The sequence below is a fragment of the Telluria sp. ZT3P39 genome (genome assembly GCF_059685935.1).
On sequence record NZ_JCASIH010000008.1, the window covers coordinates 19,604 to 43,182 of the forward strand.

A 23,579-nucleotide genomic window follows, 5' to 3' on the forward strand; every position below is an offset into this window, starting at 1 on the left:
GTCCGGAAGGGTGCGCGCTTGCGCGCCTGCAGCTTAGCGGGTCAATGCAAAATTGACGTTGGACGCGTTGGCCGTGGCGATGTCCACGCCCTCGACCGACTTGGCGGCATAGCCGGTGGCCGCCGCCTCGACGCGGTACTTGCCGGCCGGCGCCGCGGTGCCGGCGCTGAAGGCCAGCGGCAGCGTGGTGGCGTAGGCCGCGAATTGCGGCGCGCCGACCGGCAGGTTGGCGATCGTATAGGCGCCGGTCGCCAGGTCCGCACCCTGGTACTTGATGGTCACGGTCGGACCGGCGGCGAAGGACTGCTTGGCCGACACGTAGGCCGCTTCCAGGCTGGCCGGGGTCATGGTGACCGTGCCGCTGATCGAACCGGTGGCGCCAGGTGCGAGCAGGATCGGGGCGGCCGCGGTACTCAGGACCGTGGTGCTGGTGGTCGAGGCCACCGGCACGGCCGCGACGACGCTGGCCGCGCTGTCGTTGGCGGTGATGACGACGTCATAGCTGCCCGGCGCGAGGCGCGACAGGACGAATTCGCCGGTGGTGGCGTTGGGCGTGGTCGCACTCACGATCTGGCCGTTCTGCTGCGCCGACACCTGCACGCTGCGTCCCAGCAGCGCGGTGCTGACGAAGCCCGAGATGCCGTTCAGGGCCGCCGGGACGATCTTGACGACCGGCTTGAGCGAATAGCTGCCCTTGCCGCGGGTGACCACCGACTTGCAGGCGTCGAAGTCGAGCACGACGTCGGTCTTCTGGCCGGCGGTCACGTCGAAGCTGCCGACCAGCTTGATGCCGCTCTGGAGCGCGCTCGGGGTCTCGAGCGGCTGCTCGGTCTTGCCCAGCGTCGGCACGACCGTGTTGGCGGTGCCGCTCGCATTGCCGTCCAGGACCAGGCGCATCTGGGTGTAGCGGCCGGCTTCGAGCGAGGTCTGGCCCAGGGCTTCGAGCACGCCGTTGGTCAGGTTGAGCAGGTTGATCTTTTTAGCAGGGTTCAGGGCAATGTCGGTCCAGCCGCTCTCGCCTTCCGCCGCGCCTTCGCTGCGGTGCACGCGCAGCTTGCTGACGGTGACGTTGACCGCATCGAAGCCGCAGGCCGGCGCGTCGGTCATCGAGACCGCCAGGGTGCCGAGGGTGCTGACAGGAGCGGCCGGCGCCGGATCGCCGCCGCCGCCACAGGCGGCAAGCAGGGCGGCGCTGAGGGCGGTCATGCCGACCAGGGCAAGGCGGGATGGGGAAGTGTGCTGGAACATGAGGATACCTTTGCAAGAACTCGCCGAGATGACGATATGCGGCGATCCTAGCATTCCCAAAAGCAACATTTGTGTGTGCTGGCGCACATTGAAACGTTTGCTTACATGGCTTACAGCTGTGTAAAGACTGGTGTCGTGAAATGCGACACCAGGACGTTTCATAAGGGCGGCGGGCGGCCTGTTTTCAGCTTAGTGCGCCTGCTCCCAGTTCGGCCCCACCCCGGTCTCGGCCAGCAGCGGCACCTTCAGGGTCGCGACCTTGGCCATCAGCTCCGGCAGCTTCACGCGCACCAGTTCCAGTTCGCCCTCGGGCACCTCGAGCACCAGTTCGTCGTGCACCTGCATGATCATGCGCGTAGCCAGGCCATCGGCTTCGAGCCAGCCCTGCACCGCGATCATCGCCAGCTTGATCAGGTCGGCCGCCGTGCCCTGCATCGGCGCGTTGATGGCTGCGCGTTCGGCGCCGGCGCGGCGCGGGCCGTTCGGGGAGTTGATCTCGGGGAGCCAGAGGCGGCGGCCGAACACGGTTTCCACGTAGCCGCGCGCCTTGGCCTGCAGGCGGGTCTCGTCCATGTATTGCTTGACGCCGGCGAAGCGGGCGAAATAGCGGTCGATGTAGCTGGCGGCGGCCGAACGCTCGATGCCGAGGTTCTGGGCCAGGCCGAAGGCGCTCATGCCGTAGATCAGGCCGAAGTTGATCACCTTGGCGTAGCGGCGCTGCTCGCTCTGGACTTCATCGGGGGCGATGCCGAAGATCTCGGCGGCGGTGGCCTTGTGGATGTCCTCCCCTTCCGCGAAGGCTTTCAGCATGGCCGGGTCGCCCGAGATGTGCGCCATGATGCGCAGCTCGATCTGGGAATAGTCGGCCGAGACCAGCACGCTGCCTGGCGGGGCGATGAAGGCTTCGCGGATGCGGCGGCCCTCGCTGGTGCGCACCGGGATATTCTGCAGGTTCGGTTCGTTCGAGGACAGGCGGCCGGTGATGGCCACGGCCTGCGCGTAGTTGGTGTGCACGCGGCCGGTCTTCTGGTTCACCATCTTCGGCAGCTTGTCGGTATAGGTCGACTTGAGCTTGGACATGCCGCGGTATTCGAGCAGGATCTTCGGCAGCGGATAGTCTTCGGCCAGTTTCTGCAGCACTTCTTCGTCGGTCGACGGCGCGCCGGTGGCGGTCTTCTTGATCACCGGGAGGCCCAGTTTACCGAAGAAGATCTCGCCGATCTGCTTGGGCGAGCCGAGGTTGAAGGGGCCGCCGGCCAGCTCGTAGGCCTGCTGCTCGAGTTCCAGGATGCGCGCACCGAGCTCGTTCGACTGCACGCCCAGCAGCTCCGCGTCGATCAGCACGCCGTTGCGCTCGATCTTCTGCAGCACTTCCATGGTCGGCATCTCGATGTTGCGGTAGATGGTGGCCAGTCCCTTGTCGGCTTCCACATGACCCAGCATGGCCTGGTGCAGGCGCAGGGTGATGTCGGAATCCTCGCCCGCGTATTCGGTGGCGCGCCCCAGCTCCACCTGGTCGAAGCAGATCATGTTGGCGCCCTTGCCGCACACGTCGACGAAGGGAATCGTGGTGTAGCCGAGGTGGCGCATGGCCATGGTGTCCATGTCGTGCGGCTTGTGCGACTCGAAGACATAGGACTGCAGCAGCGTGTCGTGCACGATGCCCTTGAGTTTGACGCCATGGTTCTCGAAGATGTGCATGTCGTACTTCAGGTTCTGCCCGAGCTTGGGCTTGGCCGGATTCTCCAGCCAGGCGCGCATGTGCTCCAGCACGAACTCGCGCCCCAGCTGGTCCGGCGCGCCGGCATAGCGGTGCGCGAGCGGAATGTAGGCGCCCTTGCCCGGCTCCACCGACAGCGAAATGCCGACCATCTCGGCCGTGAGCGGGTCGAGCGAAGTGGTCTCGGTATCGACCGAGGTGAGTTCGGCCGCATCGACCAGCGCCAGCCATTTGTCCAGTTGCTCGATGGTGAGGACGGTCTCGTACTCGCCCTTGATGATGGCCATGCCCGGCAGCGTGCCGGAGGCGCCTTCCGGGGAATTGAGCGGCGAGCCGCCCGGACCGGCGCCACGGGCCGGCGCCACGGCGCCATCGGCGCGCGGGCTGCCGCCCAGTTCGCGCAGCATGGTCTTGAAACCGTAGCGCTGGAAGAACTCGCGCAGGGCTTCGGCGTTTTCGGGACGGGCGACCAGGGTTTCCTCGAACGAGACCACGTGGTTGACCAGGTCGCAGTCGGTTTTTACCGTGATCAGCTCGCGCCCCTTGGGCAGCCATTCGAGCGCGGCGCGCAGGTTCTCGCCGACCGCGCCGCCGATGCTGTGGGCGTTTTCCACCACGCCGTCGAGCGAGCCGTGCAGGGTCAGCCACTTGACCGCGGTCTTGGGGCCGCATTTGCTCACGCCCGGCACGTTGTCGACGGTGTCGCCCACCAGGGTCAGGTAATCGATGATGCGGTTCGGCGGCACGCCGAACTTGGCGATCACGCCGGCTTCGTCGAGTTTCTCGTTGCTCATCGTGTTGATGAGCGTGACCTGGTCATTGACCAGCTGCGCCAGGTCCTTGTCGCCGGTCGAGATCACGGTCTTCATGCCGCGCGCGCGCGCCTGCACCGCCAGGGTGCCGATGACGTCGTCGGCTTCCACGCCCTCGACCATCAGGATCGGCCAGCCCATGTGGCGCACGATCTCGTGGATCGGCTCGATCTGCTTGCCCAGGTCTTCCGGCATCGAGGCGCGAGTGGCCTTGTATTCCGGGTACAAGTCGTCGCGAAAAGTCTTGCCCTTGGCATCGAACACGCAGGCGATATAGGCCGCCGGATAGTCGGCGCGCAGGCGGCGCAGCATGTTGACCATCCCGTGCATGGCGCCGGTCGGGAACCCGTCCGGGCTGCGCAGGTCGGGCAGCGCATGGAAGGCGCGATAAAGGTAGCTGGAACCGTCAACGAGCAGCAGGGTATTTTCCATAGGGCGACTATGCAGTTCGATCAAAAAAGGGGCGGTGGCGCGGGCGCGCCGGGTAGCCGGCATTATCGCAGAATCAAGCCGGGCAATGGCGGACCCGGCCTGCGGCACTGCCGGGATTCGCCGCACACTTTTCACAGGGAAGCGTGTCTGTTTGTTACAATGAACTAAACGATACAAGGGTGACCATCATGTTGCGCACTTCTTCCCGCCTGAAACTCCTGTCGCTCTGCCTGCTTGCCCATGCCGGACTGGCGTCGGCCCAGGCGCAGCAGCCAGCCCCGCAACGCCCGAGCCAGGCGCCTCCCCAGCTCGAGCGGATCGAGCCGGGCAGCGAGACCCCGACCACCACCATCCCGCCGCGCGAACGCACCCGCATCACTGAAAAGCGCGGCAATGACGGCACGGTCAAGGAAGTAGAAGTGCAAAGCGGCAAGAGCCGCTACATCATGAAGCCCAACGTGCCTGCAGGTAACGCACAGCCCGGCGATGCCCAGAGCAGCGCGATCCGCGCCCCACAATGGCAGGTCCTGGAATTCGACCTCGGCAATCCGAAGAAGCAGCCGGCCGCCGACCCGTCGGCCACTGCGCCGGCCCCGGCCAAGGCGGGCGTGCCGGCCCGCGCCGACGCACCACCGCCTCCCCCGATGGACCCTGTCGAGAAAAAATAATCCTCCGCTGCCGAGGCGTTCGGCAGCCGACCCTCACCTTTGTAGCAAGCACATGGCAGTTTTCACCGCGGTCTCGCTGGACGACCTTTCCCAGTGGATCAAGCAGTTCCCCCTAGGCCGCGCCCTCGCGCTCCAGGGCATTTCCTCCGGCATCGACAACAGCAATTTCTTTCTCACCACCGAGCGTGGCGAGTTCGTGCTGACCATTTTCGAGAATTTAGGTTTCGAACAGCTGCCCTTCTACGTGCAATTGATGCGCCATTTGTCCGAACGCGGCATTCCGGTGCCGGCGCCGGTGCCGAACCTGGAAGGCGAACTGGTCGTGAGCCTGCAGGGCAAGCCCGCCATCATCGTCAGCCGCCTGAGCGGCGCCTCGCAGATGGACCCGCAGCCCGTGCATTGCGCCGAAGTCGGCCGGATGCTGGCGCGCATGCACCTGGCGGGCCAGGATTTTGACATGCGGCAGCCGAACTTGCGCGGCCTCGACTGGGTGATGGCGACCGCGCCGCAGGTCTTGCCCTTCCTGTCGGAACCCGAGGCGGCGCTGCTGCGCACCGAGGTCGCGTACCAAAGCGATTTCGCCGCCGGCGCCGACTATGCGCGGCTGGCGCGCGGCCCCGTGCATGCCGACCTGTTCCGCAATAACGTCATGTTCGAAGGCGAGCGCCTGACCGGCTGCTTCGATTTTTACTTTGCCGGCGTCGACACCTGGCTGTTCGACGTCGCCGTCACCGTCAACGACTGGTGCATCGACCTGGCCACCGGCGAGCTCATCGAGCCGCGCGTGCGCGCCCTGCTCGAGGCCTACCATGGCGCGCGCCCGTTCACGACGGAAGAACGCAGTGCCTGGCTGCCGCTGCTGCGCGCCGGCGCGCTGCGTTTCTGGCTGTCGCGCCTGTATGATTTCCATTTGCCGCGGGCAGCCGAGCTGCTCACGCCCCACGACCCCACCCATTTTGAACGCATCCTGCGCGAGCGCATCGCTGGCGGCGCGCCGGAGCTTCCCGTATGAATAATCTTCCTGCAATCACCGGCTGGCATTGGCTCAAGCAAGGCGCCGCCTTGTTCCGCAAGCAGCCCGCCGCCCTGACCACCCTGCTGTTCGCCAACATCCTGGTCAGCATCGGCATCAGCGCCGTGCCCCTGCTCGGACCCCTGATCGTCTCGGTGCTGATTCCGTCGTTCTCGATGGCCTTCATGCAGGCCTGCCTGATGATCGAAAATGGCGAGCGCGTCACGCCCGGCGTGCTGCTCACGGGTTTCCGCAAGCCTGCCTTCAAGGCCTTGTGCAAGATTGGCCTGGTCTACCTGGGCATCGGCATCGTGCAGCTGGTGCTGGTGCGCCTGCTGATCGATCCGGACGCCATGCAGGAAATGGCGCGCCAGAGCCGCGAAGGCGGCCAGCCGGAGGTGTCGGGATCGTTCATGCTGTCGATCTTCGCGATCGTGATGCTGAATATGGCGGGGATGGTGGCGATGTGCTTCGCCGGACCGCTTACCTATTGGCAGAAGATGCCGCCGGGGAAAGCGACCTTCTACAGCTTCTTCGCCGTGCTGCGCAGCGCGCGCGTCTTTCTGGTGCTGCTGCTGTCGTGGTTCGCGATCTTCTTTGCCATCACCCTGGTGCTGTCGCTGCTGCTGGGTGGGGACAACCTGGTGCGCGTGCTGATCATGTGGCTGATCTTCTTGTTCGTGCTGCTGCTGCAGTGCGCGATGTATGTGGGGTATCGGCAGATTTTCGGGAAGCCGGATGGTGGCGGCGTCAACCTCGCCAAGTAAATCCGTCGTGAACCCATGGTGGGCGGCAACGCCGCCCCCCATGAACATCAACGGCCAATCCGCTCCAGCTTCGCAATCGACAGGTCCAGCACCTTCATCCCCGCCGCGCCGAAATTGATCTGGGCGCGCGCCGCCCCTGCCCCACCCTCGATATTCACGATCACGCCTTCGCCGAACTTGGCGTGCGCCACCGACTCGCCCACGCGCCAGCCGGTGCCGTTGCCGTTGGCGGACTTTTGCGTGATCTGCTGGGCGATGCGGTTGTCGGTGCCGTCGCGGAAGGCCGCGTCGTCCCAGGCGGTGGTGGACTTGCGGCCGGCGAACCAGTTGGTTTGCACACGCGGCGACAGCCATTTGAGCGATTCTTCGGGCAGCTCTTCGAAGAAGCGCGACTTCATGTTGAAGCGGGTCTGGCCGTGCAGCATGCGCTGCTGGGTAAAGCTCATGTACAGGCGGCGGCGCGCACGCGTGATCGCCACGTACATCAGGCGCCGCTCTTCATCCACGCCATCGAGTTCGCGCGCGCTGCTCTCGTGCGGGAACAGGCCTTCTTCCAGGCCGGTGATGAACACGGCGTCGAATTCCAGGCCCTTGGCCGAGTGCACGGTCATGAGCTGCAAGGCATCCTGCCCGGCCTGGGCCTGGGCGTCGCCGGCTTCCAGAGACGCATGCGACAGGAAGGCCGACAGCGGCGACATCACGGTGGGCAGCGGCGCGTCGCCATCGAATACTTCGATGCCGTCCTGGTTGAGGATGGCTTCGCCGGCCTGCGGCAGCGCCTGCGGGCCGAGGTGGGCCGGGGCGAACTGGCCGAAGCCTTCTTCTTGCACGAACTGGGTGGCGGCACTGACCATCTGCTCGAGGTTTTCGATGCGGTCGGCGCCTTCTTTTTCGTTACCGTAGTGGGTAAGCAGGGTACTGCGCTCGAGCACCACGCGCACCATCTCGGGCAGCGCCAGTTGCTGGGTCTCGAAGCGCGCCGATTCGATCAGCTTGACGAAATTGCCCAGCGAAGTGCCGGCCTTGCCGGTCATGTAGGGCACCGCCGCGAACAGCGAGATGCCGTAGGAGTCGGCCGCCATCTGCAGCTGCTCGATCGAGCGCACGCCGATGCCGCGGGTGGGGAAATTCACCACGCGCAGGAAGGCCGAATCGTTGTGCGGATTGTCCATCAGCTGCAGGTAGGCGATGGCGTGCTTGACCTCGGCGCGCTGGAAGTAGCGCAGGCCGCCATACACCGTATAGGGCAGGCCGGCTGCGAACAGCGCGTGCTCGATCACGCGGCTTTGCGCGTTCGAGCGGTAGAGGATGGCGATCTCGCTGCGCTTGAGGCCCTCGTTCATGAGGCTCTTGGTTTCCTCGATGATCCACTGCGCTTCTTCGAGGTCGCTCGACGCTTCATACACGCGCACCTGCTCGCCCTGCCCTTCGTCCGTGCGCAGGTTCTTGCCGAGGCGCTTGGCGTTGTTGGAAATGAGCAGATTGGCGCTGTCCAGGATGTGGCCGTGCGAGCGGTAGTTCTGCTCGAGCTTGATCAGGTTCTGGACGCGGAAATCGCGCTCGAAGGCCTGCATGTTGCCGACATTGGCGCCGCGGAAGGCGTAGATGCTCTGGTCGTCGTCGCCCACCGCGAAGATGGCGCCGCCGCCTTCCTGGTCGTGGCCGGCCAGCAGCTTGAGCAGGTTGTATTGCAGGTCGTTGGTATCCTGGAACTCGTCGACCAGGATGTGGCGGAAGCGCATCTGGTAGTGGTGGCGCAGCGGTCCGTTGCGCGCCAGCAGTTCGTACGAGCGCAGCAGCAGCTCGGCGAAATCGACCACGCCTTCGCGCTGGCATTGCTGGTCGTAGAGCTCGTAGAGCTCGACCATGCGGCGCTCGATCGGGTCGTAGGCCTCGACCGCGCCCGCGCGCAAGCCCTGGTCTTTCGCGTTATTGATGAAGTACATCAGGTTCTTGGCCGGATACTTCTCGTCGTCGACGTTCGCGGCCTTGAGCATGCGCTTGATCAGCGAAAGCTGGTCTTGCGAATCGAGGATCTGGAAGGTCTGCGGCAGTGCCGCATCCTTGTAGTGCGTACGCAACAGCCGGTTGCACAAACCGTGGAAGGTGCCGATCCACATGCCGCGGGTATTGATCGGCAGCATGGACGAGAGGCGGGTCAGCATCTCCTTCGCCGCCTTGTTCGTGAACGTCACTGCCATGATGCCGGCGGGCGAGACCTGGCCGGTCTGGATCAGCCAGGCGATGCGCGTCGTCAGCACGCGGGTCTTGCCGGAGCCGGCGCCCGCAAGGATCAGGGCGCTCTGCGACGGCAGGGTGACGGCGGCGAGCTGTTCAGGATTGAGCTTATGGAGGAGATTCTGCATGGGTCCATTATACCGCCGCGATTACTGTATGCCCATCCAGCTTGCAACAGGACTGCCGCCAGCGCCTCCATCGCCTATTGTCCCTTGCAAGCCTATGCCACCCCTTTTAAACCGGAAAAAATGTGCTCATCAGTATCAAGACGGGAGCGCTGCCCCAGCCTTTCGCGCGCCGCCTTGTTAACTTTTAGCTTATTTTAACTAAAGATTCACGACAGATCGCGTGGCCCGTCGTTACCTGGTCTTACAAAGCCGCCTGCTCCACATGCCATCGGTACGGGCCATTGTCATCATGCATGCGGACCGGCTTTCCATCCAATAGGAGATTAATAATGCTCAATCGCGTAGTTACTGTTGCTGCACTTGCGGTCGGCGGCATGTTGCTGTCGAAGAAAATGAAACAGAATCGTGGCTTTGGCGCCAGTTCCTCGGTGGCAGAATCGATCGAAATCAATGTCCCGGTCAAAACTGCCTACAACCAGTGGACCCAGTTTGAAGATTTCCCACAGTTCATGAAGAGCGTGAAGGAAATCCGCCAACTCGACGACAAGCACCTGCACTGGGTCGCCAACGTCGCCGGCGAAACCAAAGAGTGGGATGCGGAAATCACCGAGCAGATCCCGGACAAGCGGATCGCATGGCGCAGCATCACGGGTGTGAAGAATGGCGGCGTCGCCACCTTCCACAAGATTTCGGACAACGTCACCCGCGTCATGGTCCAGATGGACTACGAACCGGATGGCGCACTGGAAGCCGTCGGCGACGCCATGGGCGCCGTGCGCATGGAACTGCGCTCGAACCTGCAGAACTTCAAGGAACTGCTCGAGAAGCGCGGCTCGGAAACCGGCGCATGGCGCGGCAAGATCGCCCAGCAATAATGTAGCCGGGCGGGATGCGTCCCGCCCTGAATGCGAACGGCCCGGTGGCGGCATGCGACCGGGCCGTTTTTTCCTGGACAGTCGAAACGGGGTGATATGCCAGACGTATCAATTACCCATCCCTGATATGCCCAGCATATCAATGCCCGGCCAGGGCCCCTACCCGCCTAGCCCGCCTGCGGCACCGGCTTGGCCAGCCCCTTCTCGCGCGCCTCGCGAATCAGGGCGCGCACTGTCTTGTCCGCCGCCTTGCTCTCGCGCTCCATGTCCTTGCCCAGGGCGCCCATGCGCTTGCCCAGGGCATCCATCGGCTTGCCGGCATCGCCCATGCGGCGGCCGATCTCGTCCATCGACGCCGAGGCCTGGCGCATGCCCGGGCCGTTGTGCGCCTCGCCCATCTCGGCGCCCGCAGCCGACATGCGCTCGCCGACCTCCGACATGCGCCGGCTGAGGCGGTCGCGCTCGGCGTCGGTCGTGGCTTTCTCCATCTGCCTGCCGAGCGCTTCCATCTCGGCGCCGAGCGCCTTCATGCGCCCTTCGATGGCGCGCAGCTTCGTCTCGTCCGGCTTGAAGCCGCGCGAAGCGACGTCCATTTCCTTGCCGAGGGCGTCCATCCGCTTGCCATGCACGTCCATTTCCTTGCCGAGCACATCCATCTGCGCGCCGAGCCGGTCGACCGGCGCCCAGGCGGCCGTCACGCGCGCCAGCACGCTTGGGTCCTGCACGTAATACGCCTTTCCTCCGTCGCGGAACCAGAGGAATTCCCCTCCGATCCGGCTTCGGGCCTGCTTGATCTCGTCCCAGTCGTCGCTGCTCCCGCTCATGGTCATGCCCTTGTCGCCGGCGCGCACCACGGAATACGGCTCTTCCCTGCCGCTGGCGATGCTGCGCACGATGCGCCGCTCGGTCTTCGCTTCGGCAACTGCGGTGTGCGGCGGCGCCTCCGGACGCGGATCGGCGGCATGGGCCGGGCCGGCCCAGGAGTAAAACGCGGCGCAGGTGGCCAGGCCGAGGATCGGCAGGGCCAGCTTCCAGTTCAGCGGTTCGGCTTCAGGGCGAACCAGGCGTTTGATGCGGGACATAAGATTTCCTCCATGTGCTGCTGGGGCAAGTTGCGGGGTGAACTGGAACAAGTCCAGTTCGGACAATGCAAGTGCCAGGCGCCGCGGTTCGCCAAGCTCGCTTGCGGCTACATCATCTGCAATCTGTTCGCGCTCTTCGCGGATCCGGTTCGACAACCACCACACGGCCGGGTGGTAGAACAGCAGGATCTCGATCGCACTCTGGATCAAATTCACCACGTAATCGCAGCGCCGGACGTGGGCCAGCTCGTGCGCCAGCAGCGCTTCCAGCAGCTGCGGCGGCATGCCCGAGAGCAGCGAAGCGGGCACCAGCACCACCGGGCGCCACCAGCCGGCGGTCACCGGGCCTGCCAAATCATCGACCAGGCCGAGCGTCACGCGGCGCGCGATGCCCATGCGGCGCGCCATCGCATCGAGCCGGGCCTGCCACACGGGGTCGATCCGGTACTGCCCCGGCCGGCAGCGTCCGCGCACCCAGGCCAGGCCGAGCATCATGCGCAGCGCCAGCAGGCCTGCGCCGTTCGACCAGAACAGCACGACCAGGGGCAGTTTTTCCTGCAAGACCATTTCCCAACCGTTGAAGCGGCTGCTATCGAGCATGGCGGCCGGCAGGGCCGGCGATCCCACCACAGCGAGCAGCGTCGTCGCGCCAGGCTCGGCGCCGGTGTCCGTGACCGCAAGCCGCTGCACCGTGCCGGCCAGCGGCAAGGCGGCGCACAGCAGCAGCGCGCCACACGCGACCGCGTAACGTGCCTGCGGCCGCGCCTTGCGCATCAGCGCCAGCAGCAGCTCGGCGCCCCAGCCGACCAGCAGGCCCTGCCACAGGAAATCGATCAGCGCCCAGGCCAGGGCCGGCGCCCAGGCGTCCAGCAGGGCGTTCATCGGGCGGTCTCCGTCATCGTGGGTCCAGGCAGCGTCATCGCTTGCTCCATCCTTGGCAACTAGATTAAAAGTTCTAGATAATTTTGTCTAGAACTTTTTTTCTACTTTGTGCCGGACCTTGCCGGCGATGGAATGACTGTAAAGGGGACGTGCGCTCGCCTGCCAGCCCCGTGCGACAGAAGGCAGGATTGGCGGTACAGGCTGGAAGGGGGGAAGCAGGATGGGCAGGCTTGGTGCGCCTGCCCGGAACCATCAGAACACGACGACGGAGCGGATCGACTCGCCCGACTTCATCAAATCGAAGCCTTCGTTGATGCGCTCGAGCGGCAGGTGGTGGGTGATCAGGTCGTCGATGTTGATCTTGTTTTCCATGTACCAGTCGACGATCTTCGGCACGTCGGTGCGGCCGCGCGCGCCGCCAAAGGCCGAGCCCTTCCACACGCGGCCGGTCACCAGCTGGAAGGGGCGGGTCGAGATTTCCTGGCCGGCCGCGGCCACGCCGATGATGATCGATTGGCCCCAGCCCTTGTGGCAGCACTCGAGCGCCTGGCGCATGGTGGTGACGCTGCCCACGCATTCGAAGCTGTAGTCGGCGCCGCCATCGGTGAGCTGCACGATGGTGTCGACCACGCTCTCGACCTTGGTCGGGTTGATGAAATGGGTCATGCCGAACTTGCGCGCCATCGCTTCGCGCTCGGGGTTCAGGTCGACACCGATGATCTTGTCCGCGCCCACCATGCGTGCGGCCTGGATCACGTTCAGGCCGATGCCGCCCAGGCCGAACACGACCACGTTGGCGCCCGCCTCCACCTTGGCGGTGAAGATCACCGCACCGATGCCGGTGGTGACCCCGCAGCCGATGTAGCAGATCTTGTCGAAGGGCGCGTCCGGGCGCACCTTGGCCAGCGCGATTTCCGGCACCACGATGTAGTTCGAGAAGGTGGACGTGCCCATGTAGTGATAGAGCGGCTCGCCATTGAGGGAAAAGCGGCTGGTCGCATCCGGCATCAGGCCGCGGCCCTGGGTCGAGCGGATCGCCTGGCACAGGTTGGTCTTTTGCGACAGGCAGAATTTGCACTGGCGGCATTCCGGCGTGTACAGCGGGATGACGTGGTCGTCGCGCTGCAGGCTGGTCACGCCCGGCCCGACATCCACCACCACGCCGGCCCCCTCGTGGCCCAGGATGGCCGGGAACAGGCCTTCGGGATCGGCGCCCGACAGGGTGTAGTAGTCGGTGTGGCAGATTCCGGTGGCCTTGATTTCGACCAGCACTTCGCCGGCCTTCGGACCTTCGAGCTCGACGTCTTCGATCGTGAGCGGATGGCCCGCCTTCCATGCAACTGCTGCCTTGGTCTTCATGTATTCCTTCCTGATCCTTGAGCGAAATTCGTGCGCATGCACGGCGCCGCGGCGCGGGCGGCGGCATGAGTCTGGCAATGATAGCAAGGTGGGCGCATCCGTGTGCACGGTAGCGTTCCGTCTCAGCAATTTGGACGTTTGGGGAAAAATATAGCATGGGTTTCGATATGCCTCATACATGAATTCATGCTGCACTGCGCTAGCTCAAATATTTCCTGCGCACAGTTGAAAATTGGATGCATACAAGCATGCTTTTGAAATAGACTTAATTACCGCGTCAATATGCGGACACAAAAAAATATACGCACGAAGCCAGTAGAGCCAAGGCGTAACTGATTGTTTTCAAACGGAGAATATCAATGGTAGACAAGAACACTCGCGCATTTTCCCTTCGCGTTGGCATGGTGGCCACTGCGGTCGCCCTGCTTTGCAATTCGGCCGGCGCGGCCAACGTTGCCGATACTGAACCCGCTGCCGACAGCGCCCGTGTCATCGTGAAATTCAAGAAAGGCCAGAAGGCGCTCCTGAAGTCCCTGGTGAGCGGCCTCAAAGGCAAGATCAAGCACGAAATCTTCAATGACGACGCGATGGCAGTCGAAGTGCCGCGCGCACTCCTGAAGAACCTGGAAAACGATCCAAACGTCGAATACATCGAAGAAGACGTCAAGCGCTATCCGCTGGCGCTGACGACCCCGTCGACCGGCACGCCCTATGCGACCGGCCAACTGGTCCCTTACGGCGTCAAGATGGTCCAGGCCGACCTGCTGAGCGACTCGGCCGCCGCCAACCGCAAGGTCTGCATCATCGACTCCGGCATCAACCGCGACCACGAAGACCTGTCGGGCAACACCATGACCGGTGAATACGACGCCGGCACCGGCTGGTGGTACACCGACGAGAACCACCACGGCACCCACGTGGCAGGCACCATCGCCGCCATCAACAACGCCGGCAAGGGCGTGGTCGGTGTGAATGCGAATGCGCAGATCAAGCTGCACATCGTGAAGGTATTCGGCGCCAATGGCTGGGCCTATTCGTCGAGCCTGGCCTCCGCCGCCAACAAGTGCAAGGCAGCCGGCGCCAACATCATCAGCATGTCGCTCGGCGGCCCGACCCAGAACAATACCGAGAAGAACACCTTCGCCTCGCTCGCCAATTCGGGCATCCTGAACATCGCCGCCGCCGGCAACGACGGCAACACGGCCATTTCCTACCCGGCCGGCTATACCAGCGTGATCTCGGTCGGCGCGGTCGACGAGAACAAGGCCTGGGCCACCTTCTCGCAATACAACAGCAAGGTCGAATTGGCCGGTCCTGGCGTCGGCGTGCTCTCGACCGTCCCGATGGGCACCGGCCAGGAAGCCATCCTGACCGTCGGCGCCGCCACCTATGCGCCGGGCGCGATGACGGGTTCGCCTGTCACGACCGCCACCGCGCCACTGGCCGACTTCGGCATCGGCGACACCGTCAACGCGGCCGTCTCGGGCAAGGTCTGCCTGATCCAGCGCGGCACCGTCGACTTCGCGACCAAGGTCTCGAACTGCCAGAATAGCGGCGGCGTCGGCGCCATCGTGTACAACAACGCGGCAGGCGCCTTCGGCGGCACGCTGGGCACCACCGTGACCAACATCCCGTCGGTCACCGCGACCGATACCGATGGCCTGGCGATGAAGTCGCAACTCGGGCAGAGCGCCACCGTCGGCATCAAGGCGAGCAACTACGCGTACTTCGACGGCACCTCGATGGCGACCCCGCACGTGGCGGCAGTCGCAGCGCTGGTGTGGAGCTACTATCCGACCTGCACCGCTGCGCAGATGCGCAACACTCTGACCAAGAGCGCGCTCGACCTGGGCACCGTTGGCCGCGACACCAAGTACGGCTTCGGCCTGGTCCAGGCGAAGGCAGCCAAGGACCGTATCGCATCGCTGGGCTGCGGTAACTAATCCTTACCCCGCCTCGTGAAAAAGGGACGCTTCGGCGTCCCTTTTTTTGTAGGGTGGACGGGGTGATGTGGACCGGTGGCCGATACCTGGAAGTCGCCAGTTGCCCGTACGGTTATCGACTCAACTCAAGCCGCATCGTCTGTTCGAGGAGCAGCGTGCCTTCGCGCATCGGATACGGCGCGCCGACCGCTTCGAACCCGTGGCGCACATACAGTGCGACGGCCGCCTCGTTGGCGCAGTTCACGCCCAGCTGCAGGGCGTGCGCACCGCGCGCCTCGGCCCAGGCGACTGCCTGCCGCAGCAGCGCAGCAGCCACGCCCTGCCCGCGCCACTCGGGCGCCACCCACATCTGGAACAGGTTGACGATGGCGGCATCGTCGGCATCCACCTTGGCCCAGGCCAGGGCGGCGAATTCGCCCTCCGCCACGGCCACCAGCGGGCAGTCGATGCCGGAGACCGCGGCTCTCGCCACCCGCGCCGCCCAGGTCTCCGGCGCCAGCGCCTCTTCGCGCGCCAGCGTGCTGCCGAAAGCATCGGGCGCTTCCAGCAGCGCGCGCAGGCGGATCGCGCGGTAGGCCTGCCATTCGCCGGGCAGCAGGGTGCGGATCGTGAAACCCGCCCTGCCCGGCTCCATGGGCGTGTTCACGGCGCCGCCTGCAATGCCTGGCCCTTGGCCGCATAGCCAGATGCCTTCGGCGCCGCCGTCCATTCAGGGCGCTGCGGGTTGTTCGCGATGGCGGCCGTGCCCAGCGCCAGCATGCGCGTCACGCGCGCCATGTTGTCGTAATCGAGCTTGTCCCAGGTGTCGTCCTTGCCGTGGTAGTCCGAGAAGCCATAGGCCACCGACAGCGTGTGCGCCGGCACGCCGGCGTCGGCCAGCGACTGGTTGTCGGCCCGGCCGAAGAACTGGTCGCTGAAGGAGGCATGCTTCCACAGGCGGATACCGGCCTGCTCGGCCGGCTTGCGCAGCATCTCGCCGACGGTCGAGAAATCGAAGCCCGTCATCGCGAGCGCATTGACTTGCGCGCCTTCGCTGTCGTCGGTGCGGCCGGTCTGCTCCAGGTTCAGGTTGGCCACGCTGTCCTTCAGCGGGAACACCGGGTGGCGCGCATAGTATTTCGAGCCCAGCATCCCGAGCTCTTCGCCGAAATAGGTCATGAAGACGATGCTGCGGCGCGGACGTTCCTTCTGCGCGGCCAGGCTGCGTGCCACCTCGATGACCGAGACCACGCCGCTGGCGTCGTCGTTGGCGCCGTTGAAGACTTCGCCGTTGCGCATGCCGACGTGGTCGTGGTGCGCGGTGAGCAGCACATAGGTGTTCTTCAAGACCGGATCGGAGCCGCGCAGCACGCCCACCACGTTGCGCAGCTTGACCGGGCGCAGCGCCGCAGCCGCCACGCGCGCGGTCACCTGCGCGCCGCCCTTTTCCAGCGCGGCGGCGGCGTCCGGCGCGTGCAGCACCAGCACCGGCGGTCCGCCCTTCACGCTCGCCTGCTCGGGATCGAGCAGCCAGCCGCCGGTGCCGGCGCCGTGGCGCTTTTCGCGGTCGATCATGATCACCAGCCTGGGTGCGCCCTTGAGTTTTTCGTGCAGGACGCGGGCGGCGCCCGGTACCGGCGCGGCCGGCACCACCAGCACCTTGCCGTTGGCGGCCTCGCTGTTGTCCAGCGCCTCCTTCCAGGTCATGAACACGGCCGGGGTGGCGGCCAGCGCCACCTGCTCGAGGAAGTTGCCGGTCGCGCCACCCGCGGGCACCACGATCGGCGTGCCGCCGGCCGTCACGCTCAGGACGACATCCTCGGGCTTGCGCTCGGCGTACTGCCAGTTCGCGGTCTGGAAATAGCCGTCGTCGCCGGCCGGCTCCAGGCCCGCACCGCGGAACTGGGCCGCGATGTACTCGGCCGCCAGGTCCTGGCCGCGCGACGGCGTGCCGCGGCCTTCCAGCAGATCGGACGCCAGGAAGGAAACGTGGCTGCGCAGCGCCCCAGGCACGATGTCGGCATGCGTCGGGACTTGGGCGCAGCCGGCGCTGGCCAGTGCGAGGACGAGGGCGGTGACGTAGAGACGCATCCGAGGGGCTTCCGTTCAAGTGGCAAGAAAGGCAATATCGCATGGCGGGCGGGGCGCGGTCAATGCGCCGGCGCCCGCGGATTACCCATGCCGGGTAATCCCTGGCCTGCCCGTGCCGTGCGCCGGCTGCTGGGTTAAGATCGTCCGGTTTGCCAACCACTACCAGCACGGGGAATCAATGATCGTCGGGATCGACCTGGGAACCACCAACAGCTTGATCGCAGTCTGGGAGAACGGCGCCGCGCGCCTCATTCCCAACAGCCTGGGCGAGGTGCTGACGCCCTCCTGCGTGAGCATCGACGGCGACGGTTCGATCCTGGTCGGCCGCGCCGCGCGCGAGCGGCTGCAAACCCATCCCGAATCGAGCGCCGCCAACTTCAAGCGCCTGATGGGCAGCGACAAGACCATCCGCCTCGGCAAGCAGGCCTTCCGTCCGGAAGAACTGTCCGCCCTGGTACTGCGCTCGCTGAAGGAAGACGCCGAGGCGGCCCTTGGCCAGCCGGTACTGGAAGCGGTGATCACCGTGCCCGCCTATTTTTCCGACGCCCAGCGCAAGGCCACCCGCGCCGCCGGCCAGCTTGCCGGCCTGAAGGTGGAGCGCCTGCTCAACGAGCCGACCGCCGCGGCGCTGGCCTACGGCATCCACCTGCGCGACGGCGAATCGAAATTCCTCGTCTTCGACCTTGGCGGCGGCACCTTCGACGTCTCGGTGCTGGACCTGTTCGACAACGTGATGGAAGTGCGCGCCTCGGCCGGCGACAATTACCTGGGCGGCGAAGACTTCGTCACCGTGCTGGTCGACCGCTTCTTCGAGGCGGCCAGGGTGCCCGACGCGCTGCGGATGGACGCCGCCTTCATGCAGCGCCTCGTGGCGCAGGCCGAAAACGCCAAGCGCGCCTTGAGCGAGGCGCCGCGCGCGCTGATCCAGGTCGGCGACGGCAAGATCGATTACCGCATGGAGCTGGACGAGGCCGCGCTCGAGAAGCATTGCGCCCTGCTGCTGGCGCGCCTGCGCAGCCCGGTCGAGCGCGCGCTGCGCGACGCCAGCCTGCCGCTCTCCGAACTGGACAACATCGTGCTGGCCGGCGGCGCGACCCGCATGCCGATGGTGCGGCGCATGGCGGCGCGCATGTTCGGCCGCTTCCCGTCCTGCGAGATCAATCCCGACGAAGTCGTGGCGCTGGGCGCGGCGGTGCAGGCCGGCCTGAAGATGCGCGACGCGGCGCTGGACGAAGTGGTGATGACCGACGTCGCGCCCTATTCGCTCGGCGTAGCGACGACTGTGCGCATCGCCGGCGAGCATTTTTCGCACGGCCACTTTGACCCCATCATCGAGCGCAACACGGTGGTGCCGGTCAGCCGGGTCAAGCGCTACTTCCCAATCGACCAGAACCAGCAGCTGATCGAACTGAACGTCTACCAGGGCGAAGCGCGCATGGCGAGCGACAACATCAAGCTGGGCCAGCTCGAGGTGCGCCTGCCCCAGGGAGCGCGCGAGGACAACGGCGTCGACGTGCGCTTCACCTACGACGTCAACGGCCTGCTGCAGGTCGAGGCCACCCTGGTCGCCACGAAAGAGGTGCATGCGCTGGTCATCGAGGGCAATCCCGGCATGCTCAGCGAGCAGGAAGTCGCGCAGCGCTTCATCGCCTTGTCCGAGCTGAAGATCCACCCGCGCGACCGGATCGAGAACCGCACCCTGCTGGCGCGGGCCGAACGGCTCTACCAGCACCTGCGCGGCATGCCGCGCGAGCAGCTGGGCCGCGAGATCACCCGCTTCGAAACGGCGCTCGAGTCGCAGGACCACCACGTGATCCATCCCGCGGCCAAGGCCTTCCGCGAGGTCGTGGACTATTTCGACCACCAGAGCTTCCTGCTGCCCGACGCCTAGATCCGCAATGCAGACCACCTACGATTTTCTCGACGCGCTCGAGCTCGACGACAGCGCGCAGGAGCGCGACATCCGGCGCGCCTATGCCCGCAAGCTCAAACGGATCGACCAGGAAACCGAACCCGCCGCCTTCCAGGCCCTGCGCGACGCCTATGAAGTGGCGCTCGACTGGGCGCGCTGGAAGCTGGCGCAGGCGGCCGGGGAGCAGGAGCCTGCCGGTGCAGCGGTAGCGCAAGAAGCGCCGGCGCCGGCTCCCCTTGCGCAGCCGCCGCAGGCCGCCATCCCTCGGGAAACGCTGCCGGACGCCGCCCAACTCGGCAGCGACGTCTTCGGCCGTTTCCAGCAAGCGGCCGCCGAGCTGCTCGCATCCGGCAAGCACGGCGATCCGCTCGCCTGGCAAGCCGCAATCGAGGCGCGCTTCGCCGACGAGGAGCTGGTCAACATCGATGCGCGCATCTATTTCGAAGCCGGTGTGGCGGCGCTGCTGGCATCGAGCTGGCGCCCGGGGCACGAAGCGCTGTTCGTCGCCGCGAAAGACGTCTTTGCCTGGACCGGCGACCGGCGCCGCCTGTGGCAGCTCGGCCAGGCCGGACGCATGCTGGACCAGGCGATCGAAGAGCGCCAGCTCTACGAGGCGCTGCCGACGCCGGAACGGACCCGCATGCGCGACCTGCTCAAGCTGTTGCGCCAGGACGGGCTGCCCGGCACCCGCCGCATCCGCGCCGCCATGCCGGACGTCGAGCGCATGCTGGGACGCTTCCCGGCCTTCCTGGCGATCGTCGCGAGCATGGAGAACGTGGAGCGCTGGCGCAACGTGTACCGTGAATCGGGCGGCCCGCCGATCGCCGTGGATGTGCACGAGGCGCCGCCCGCGCCGGCCGAACCGGCACGCCGCTTCTCGGCCTGGCAGGGCATCCTCATCTTCCTGGCGCTGACGGCCCTGCTGCGGGCATTGTTCAATTATGCCGGCGGCGAGCAGGATGCGGGCAGGGGCTTCATTCCACCTGTCACGCGTGAAGCGCCGGCCGTGCCGCAGGCGGTGCTCGACCGGGTGGTGCCGCCGGTAGCGTACACGCCGCCGCCGGGAACCGACGCCGGCAAGCTGGAAGTCATCTACAAGGTCTACCTCAGCGTCGACCGGAAAGTCGAGCGCGTGCAAAACTGGCAGACCTCGGGCGAGCCTGGTTTCGACCAGGCCGTGGGCGACGCGCTGGCTGCGGCCAAGGCCTTCCCGCTGGAGACGCCGCGCGAGTTCCAGGTGCGCTATACGGGCCGGATGACGCGCAAGGGGCCGCCGCGGCCGGCCGCGGCCCGCCAGGACATGCGCACGCCGGCGGTGCGCATCACCCAGGCCTTGCTGAACAAGCACGTTCCGCCGGTGCGTTTCACACCCACGCGCTTTGCCCGGGAAGGCAAGTACCTCGTCGTTTACCGCGTGCTGCCCGACCCCCAGGGCAAGGTTGCCAATGTCGAGCTGCTCACCTCGTCCGGCGACATCCGGCTGGACAAGGCCGTCGAGGAAGCGCTGCGCGCCGCCAGGCCCTTCCCTCCAGGTACGCCCGGCTTCACCTTTACGTACTCGGGGACCCTGACGCGCAAGCCGGCGCCCGACGAACCCAAACCCGCACCGGCGCTTGACGGCTGATCAATCCTTTTCCCAGGGTTCGGGCGACTCGTTCGGGTGGCGCCGGTGCACCTTGCCCTGGGTGGTGAAGCCGATCAGGCGCGCCACCACGGCCGCAATGTACATCACGCCGACCAGCATCTCGATGCTGCACAGGGCCCGCGCGTGCACGGTCAGCGGGATCACGTCACCGATTCCGGTGCTCGACAGCAGCGCAAAGCTCAGGTAATTCAGTTCGGTCCATGAACGCGGCGCCCCGACATTCACCGCGCCTGCGAAGCTACCGGGATGCAGTTCCTGCACCATCAAGTAGAGATGGGTGAAGCCCCAGGCCAGCAGGGTAAAGGTGGCGCCGGCGGCGAACAGTTCGTCGGTGGTGGCCTGGCGGTCGCCCATCATGTAGGCGATCAGGCTGCCGGCGGCATAGAAATAGAACAGCGCTTCCAGTGCCGATGACCAGGGCAGCAACGCGCCGCGCATGCCGAATACCGTTTGCAGCGCCAGCAGCACGATGATCGGCACCGCCAGCGCCACGCTGATCCAGGTTTCACCGGGCGTGCGCCGCACCATGCGGATCGTCAGCGCCAGCACCACGACGCCGAAGACATTCAGGGCGCCATGCCCTGCCGGCTCGCCCTCGATGAACGGGTACAGCAGCATCCCGAGCAGTTGTACAAGCAACAGGACGGCGGAGGGATGGCGGCTGGTATGGATCAATAGGGACATGGGAGCGTGGCCGGCACGGAATTGGACATGCCGCCATTGTAGGGCTGGTACGGCCGAGAGCGCGCGCGGATCCCTGCGCCGCCGCCGCGGCGCGGTAGCTGACCATGGGCGCGATATCACCCGCCATGCCGTGCGCAAGGGCGGGCTCTGGATCGTGCCCGGTCAGATCTCGATCTGCGTCCCGAGTTCGATGACACGGTTTGCCGGAAGCCCGAAGTAATCGGCCGCATCCCTCGCGTTTCTCGCCATCATGGCGTACAGGTTTTCGCGCCAAAGCGCCATGCCTGCCCCCGGTGTCGCGATGACCGTCTGCCGGGCGATGAAATACGACGTGCTCATGGGATCGAAGCGCAAACCCAGGCCTGCTGCGTTTTCAAGGTCGGCGGGAACGTCACGCGGATCGGTAAAGCCGTAGGACAGGTTGACCTGATAGCAGTTGTGGCCGAGCTCTGCGACTTCGAGACGCTCTCCCGCTGGAACGGTCGGGATATCGGTGGCCTGCACGGTCAGGAAAACGACGCGCTCATGCAAGACTTTGTTATGCAGCAGGTTATGCAGCATTGCATGCGGCACGCCGTCGCCTTCGGCGCGGAAGTAAATGGCCGTTCCCGGCACGCGATGTGGCGGTGCAGCGAACAGGCTCTCGAGGAATTCCTGCAACGGCAGCAGGTGCCGCTTGACGTTCTCGAACACCAGTTCCCGACCTTTGCGCCAGGTGAGCATGATGGTCACCATGAAAAAACTGATCAACAACGTAAACCAGCCCCCGCTCACGATCTTGAGGCTGGTCGACGCAAACAGGGTCACGTCGAACACCAGGAAAAACAGCGTGGCCGCAACGGCGATCAACGTGGAATAGTTCCATCCGTAGCGGACGACGAAGAAGGTGAGCAGCGTCGTCGTCAACATGGTCGCCGTTGCCGCGATACCGTAGGCGGAAGCCAGGTTGGTCGACGAACCGAATGCGACCACGGCGAAGACCACGGCGCCAAACTGCAGCCAGTTCACCAGCGGGATGTAGATCTGCCCTTTTTCCTGATGCGATGTGTGGACGATGCGCATCCGGGGCAGGAATCCCAGCGAAATCGCCTGCTGGGCGACCGAAAACGCGCCCGAGATGGTCGCCTGGGAGGCGACGACGGCGGCCACCGTCGACAGTGCCACCAGTGGATAGATGCTCCACGCGCCGAGCTGGTTGAAGAACGGGTTGGACGCTGCCGCAGGGTTGGCGATCAGCACCGCTCCTTGCCCGAGATAGTTCAGCGCGAGGGCGGGAAAGACCACCGAAAACCAGGCAAGGCGGACCGGCTTGCGGCCGAAGTGGCCCATATCGGCATACAGTGCCTCCGCCCCCGTCAGGGCCAGCACCACGGCGCCCAGCGCGACGAACGCGAACCATCCGTTATCGAGCAGGAAGCGCGCCGCGTGCAATGGATTGAGGGCGGCCAGGATCTGCGGGCCTTCGATGATATTCACGACTCCCATCGCCGCGAGCGTGGTGAACCAGACCAGGACGATCGGACCGAACCATTTGCCGATCCCGCCCGTTCCCCGATGCTGGGCCCAGTACAGGACCGCCAGCACGGTGAGGGTCAAGGGAATCACATACGGTTTGAAGGCCGGGGTCGCGACTTCGATGCCTTCGATCGATGAAAGAACGGTAATCGCCGGCGTGATGATGCCATCCCCGAAGAACAGGCCCGCCCCTATCATCCCGATCAGCATCACCGGATAGTAGAAGCGCGAATTTTGGGTCACGGATTTCAATGCCAACGCGGTCAGGGCCATGATGCCGCCCTCGCCATGGTTGTCCGCCTTTAATACCAGGGTCACGTATTTCAGCGAGATCACGATGATGAGGCACCAAAGGATCAGCGAGATGACCCCGATGACGTTTGCGGGCGTCACCGCGATGCCGTGGGCAGGCGCGAACACCTCCTTGAGGGTGTACAGCGGGCTGGTCCCGATATCGCCGTAAACAACGCCAATCGCCCCCAGGGTGAGGGCGGCCACCCCGTTCCGATTGCCCTGTGGTGTACTCATTTCATTGTCCTTAGATAAACGTTATTACATTGTAACGTTACCGATCCGAACACGACGCC

Annotated in this window: 16 protein-coding genes; 7 read left to right on the plus strand and 9 right to left on the minus strand. The window is 65.4% G+C overall.

Annotation, left to right across the window (positions count from 1 at the left end; translation table 11 throughout):
• Window positions 1–33 precede the first annotated feature (33 nt).
• Window positions 34–1,248, minus strand: a complete 1,215-nt coding sequence (locus AC56LR_RS10260) for a DUF4382 domain-containing protein (RefSeq protein WP_497130032.1) — start codon at window positions 1,246–1,248, stop codon at window positions 34–36.
• 189 nt (window positions 1,249–1,437) lie between these two features.
• On the minus strand, window positions 1,438–4,212 hold the full coding sequence (gene polA, locus AC56LR_RS10265; protein WP_497130033.1) for a DNA polymerase I: 2,775 nt from the start codon (window positions 4,210–4,212) through the stop codon (window positions 1,438–1,440).
• A 188-nt stretch (window positions 4,213–4,400) separates the two neighbouring features.
• On the opposite strand from polA, the gene AC56LR_RS10270 reads away from it, so the two are divergent.
• From AC56LR_RS10270 to AC56LR_RS10280, 3 genes are read left to right on the plus strand one after another with little or no spacing between them, the layout of a single operon-like run.
• Window positions 4,401–4,880 carry a hypothetical protein gene (locus AC56LR_RS10270; protein WP_497130034.1) on the plus strand — a complete coding sequence of 160 codons (480 nt, stop codon included), beginning with the start codon at window positions 4,401–4,403 and terminating at the stop codon, window positions 4,878–4,880.
• Between the two features lie 52 nt (window positions 4,881–4,932).
• A complete protein-coding gene (locus AC56LR_RS10275) occupies window positions 4,933–5,892 on the plus strand; it encodes a homoserine kinase (protein WP_497130035.1) in 960 nt (319 codons plus the stop codon).
• Window positions 5,889–6,659: a BPSS1780 family membrane protein gene (locus AC56LR_RS10280; RefSeq protein ID WP_497130037.1), complete on the plus strand. Its 771-nt coding sequence runs from the start codon at window positions 5,889–5,891 to the stop codon at window positions 6,657–6,659. Before AC56LR_RS10275 ends, AC56LR_RS10280 begins: the two co-directional genes overlap by 4 nt.
• A 47-nt stretch (window positions 6,660–6,706) precedes the next feature.
• Here the strand turns inward: AC56LR_RS10280 and AC56LR_RS10285 are convergent, their stop codons facing one another.
• Window positions 6,707–9,025 carry a UvrD-helicase domain-containing protein gene (locus tag AC56LR_RS10285; RefSeq protein ID WP_497130039.1) on the minus strand — a complete coding sequence of 773 codons (2,319 nt, stop codon included), beginning with the start codon at window positions 9,023–9,025 and terminating at the stop codon, window positions 6,707–6,709.
• Between the two features lie 392 nt (window positions 9,026–9,417).
• Here AC56LR_RS10285 and AC56LR_RS10290 point away from each other — a divergent pair, with 392 nt between their 5' ends.
• Window positions 9,418–9,900 carry an SRPBCC family protein gene (locus AC56LR_RS10290; protein ID WP_497130041.1) on the plus strand — a complete coding sequence of 161 codons (483 nt, stop codon included), beginning with the start codon at window positions 9,418–9,420 and terminating at the stop codon, window positions 9,898–9,900.
• A gap of 167 nt (window positions 9,901–10,067) precedes the next feature.
• Here the strand turns inward: AC56LR_RS10290 and AC56LR_RS10295 are convergent, their stop codons facing one another.
• Window positions 10,068–11,864, minus strand: coding sequence for a M56 family metallopeptidase (locus tag AC56LR_RS10295; protein WP_497130043.1), 1,797 nt, complete (start codon window positions 11,862–11,864; stop codon window positions 10,068–10,070).
• A 252-nt stretch (window positions 11,865–12,116) separates the two neighbouring features.
• Complete coding sequence (locus tag AC56LR_RS10300) at window positions 12,117–13,223, minus strand: S-(hydroxymethyl)glutathione dehydrogenase/class III alcohol dehydrogenase (RefSeq protein WP_497130045.1); 1,107 nt, start codon at window positions 13,221–13,223, stop codon at window positions 12,117–12,119.
• Between the two features lie 401 nt (window positions 13,224–13,624).
• Here AC56LR_RS10300 and AC56LR_RS10305 point away from each other — a divergent pair, with 401 nt between their 5' ends.
• On the plus strand, window positions 13,625–15,166 hold the full coding sequence (locus AC56LR_RS10305) for a S8 family serine peptidase (protein WP_497130047.1): 1,542 nt from the start codon (window positions 13,625–13,627) through the stop codon (window positions 15,164–15,166).
• Window positions 15,167–15,278: 112 nt separating this feature from the next.
• Here AC56LR_RS10305 and AC56LR_RS10310 read toward each other — a convergent pair whose 3' ends face one another.
• The gene (locus AC56LR_RS10310) at window positions 15,279–15,812 is read right to left on the minus strand and encodes a GNAT family N-acetyltransferase (RefSeq protein WP_497130048.1); all 534 of its coding nucleotides are present in this window, start codon (window positions 15,810–15,812) and stop codon (window positions 15,279–15,281) included.
• Window positions 15,809–17,236: a M28 family metallopeptidase gene (locus AC56LR_RS10315; RefSeq protein WP_497130050.1), complete on the minus strand. Its 1,428-nt coding sequence runs from the start codon at window positions 17,234–17,236 to the stop codon at window positions 15,809–15,811. Before AC56LR_RS10315 ends, AC56LR_RS10310 begins: the two co-directional genes overlap by 4 nt.
• Window positions 17,237–17,414: 178 nt before the next feature.
• Between AC56LR_RS10315 and AC56LR_RS10320 the strand changes: the two genes are divergently transcribed.
• Both AC56LR_RS10320 and AC56LR_RS10325 read left to right on the plus strand, forming a co-directional pair.
• Complete coding sequence (locus tag AC56LR_RS10320) at window positions 17,415–19,127, plus strand: molecular chaperone HscC (RefSeq protein ID WP_497130052.1); 1,713 nt, start codon at window positions 17,415–17,417, stop codon at window positions 19,125–19,127.
• Between the two features lie 7 nt (window positions 19,128–19,134).
• Window positions 19,135–20,772 carry a TonB family protein gene (locus tag AC56LR_RS10325; protein WP_497130054.1) on the plus strand — a complete coding sequence of 546 codons (1,638 nt, stop codon included), beginning with the start codon at window positions 19,135–19,137 and terminating at the stop codon, window positions 20,770–20,772.
• On the opposite strand, the gene AC56LR_RS10330 is transcribed toward AC56LR_RS10325, so the two are convergent.
• Both AC56LR_RS10330 and AC56LR_RS10335 read right to left on the minus strand, forming a co-directional pair.
• Entirely contained in the window at window positions 20,773–21,477 is a 705-nt protein-coding gene (locus AC56LR_RS10330) for an ion channel (RefSeq protein ID WP_497130056.1), read from the minus strand.
• Between the two features lie 162 nt (window positions 21,478–21,639).
• Window positions 21,640–23,520 (minus strand): potassium transporter Kup, encoded by a 1,881-nt coding sequence (locus AC56LR_RS10335; protein WP_497130058.1) that lies wholly within the window; start codon window positions 23,518–23,520, stop codon window positions 21,640–21,642.
• Window positions 23,521–23,579: the final 59 nt, after the last annotated feature.

Coding starts and splice junctions, on each gene's coding strand:
- AC56LR_RS10260 (WP_497130032.1), bottom strand. CDS start 1,248: ATGTTCCAGCACACTTCCCCATCCCGCCTTGCCCTGGTCGGCATGACC.
- polA (WP_497130033.1), bottom strand. CDS start 4,212: ATGGAAAATACCCTGCTGCTCGTTGACGGTTCCAGCTACCTTTATCGC.
- AC56LR_RS10270 (WP_497130034.1), top strand. CDS start 4,401: ATGTTGCGCACTTCTTCCCGCCTGAAACTCCTGTCGCTCTGCCTGCTT.
- AC56LR_RS10275 (WP_497130035.1), top strand. CDS start 4,933: ATGGCAGTTTTCACCGCGGTCTCGCTGGACGACCTTTCCCAGTGGATC.
- AC56LR_RS10280 (WP_497130037.1), top strand. CDS start 5,889: ATGAATAATCTTCCTGCAATCACCGGCTGGCATTGGCTCAAGCAAGGC.
- AC56LR_RS10285 (WP_497130039.1), bottom strand. CDS start 9,025: ATGCAGAATCTCCTCCATAAGCTCAATCCTGAACAGCTCGCCGCCGTC.
- AC56LR_RS10290 (WP_497130041.1), top strand. CDS start 9,418: ATGAAACAGAATCGTGGCTTTGGCGCCAGTTCCTCGGTGGCAGAATCG.
- AC56LR_RS10295 (WP_497130043.1), bottom strand. CDS start 11,864: ATGAACGCCCTGCTGGACGCCTGGGCGCCGGCCCTGGCCTGGGCGCTG.
- AC56LR_RS10300 (WP_497130045.1), bottom strand. CDS start 13,223: ATGAAGACCAAGGCAGCAGTTGCATGGAAGGCGGGCCATCCGCTCACG.
- AC56LR_RS10305 (WP_497130047.1), top strand. CDS start 13,625: ATGGTGGCCACTGCGGTCGCCCTGCTTTGCAATTCGGCCGGCGCGGCC.
- AC56LR_RS10315 (WP_497130050.1), bottom strand. CDS start 17,236: ATGCGTCTCTACGTCACCGCCCTCGTCCTCGCACTGGCCAGCGCCGGC.
- AC56LR_RS10320 (WP_497130052.1), top strand. CDS start 17,415: ATGATCGTCGGGATCGACCTGGGAACCACCAACAGCTTGATCGCAGTC.
- AC56LR_RS10325 (WP_497130054.1), top strand. CDS start 19,135: ATGCAGACCACCTACGATTTTCTCGACGCGCTCGAGCTCGACGACAGC.
- AC56LR_RS10330 (WP_497130056.1), bottom strand. CDS start 21,477: ATGTCCCTATTGATCCATACCAGCCGCCATCCCTCCGCCGTCCTGTTG.
- AC56LR_RS10335 (WP_497130058.1), bottom strand. CDS start 23,520: ATGAGTACACCACAGGGCAATCGGAACGGGGTGGCCGCCCTCACCCTG.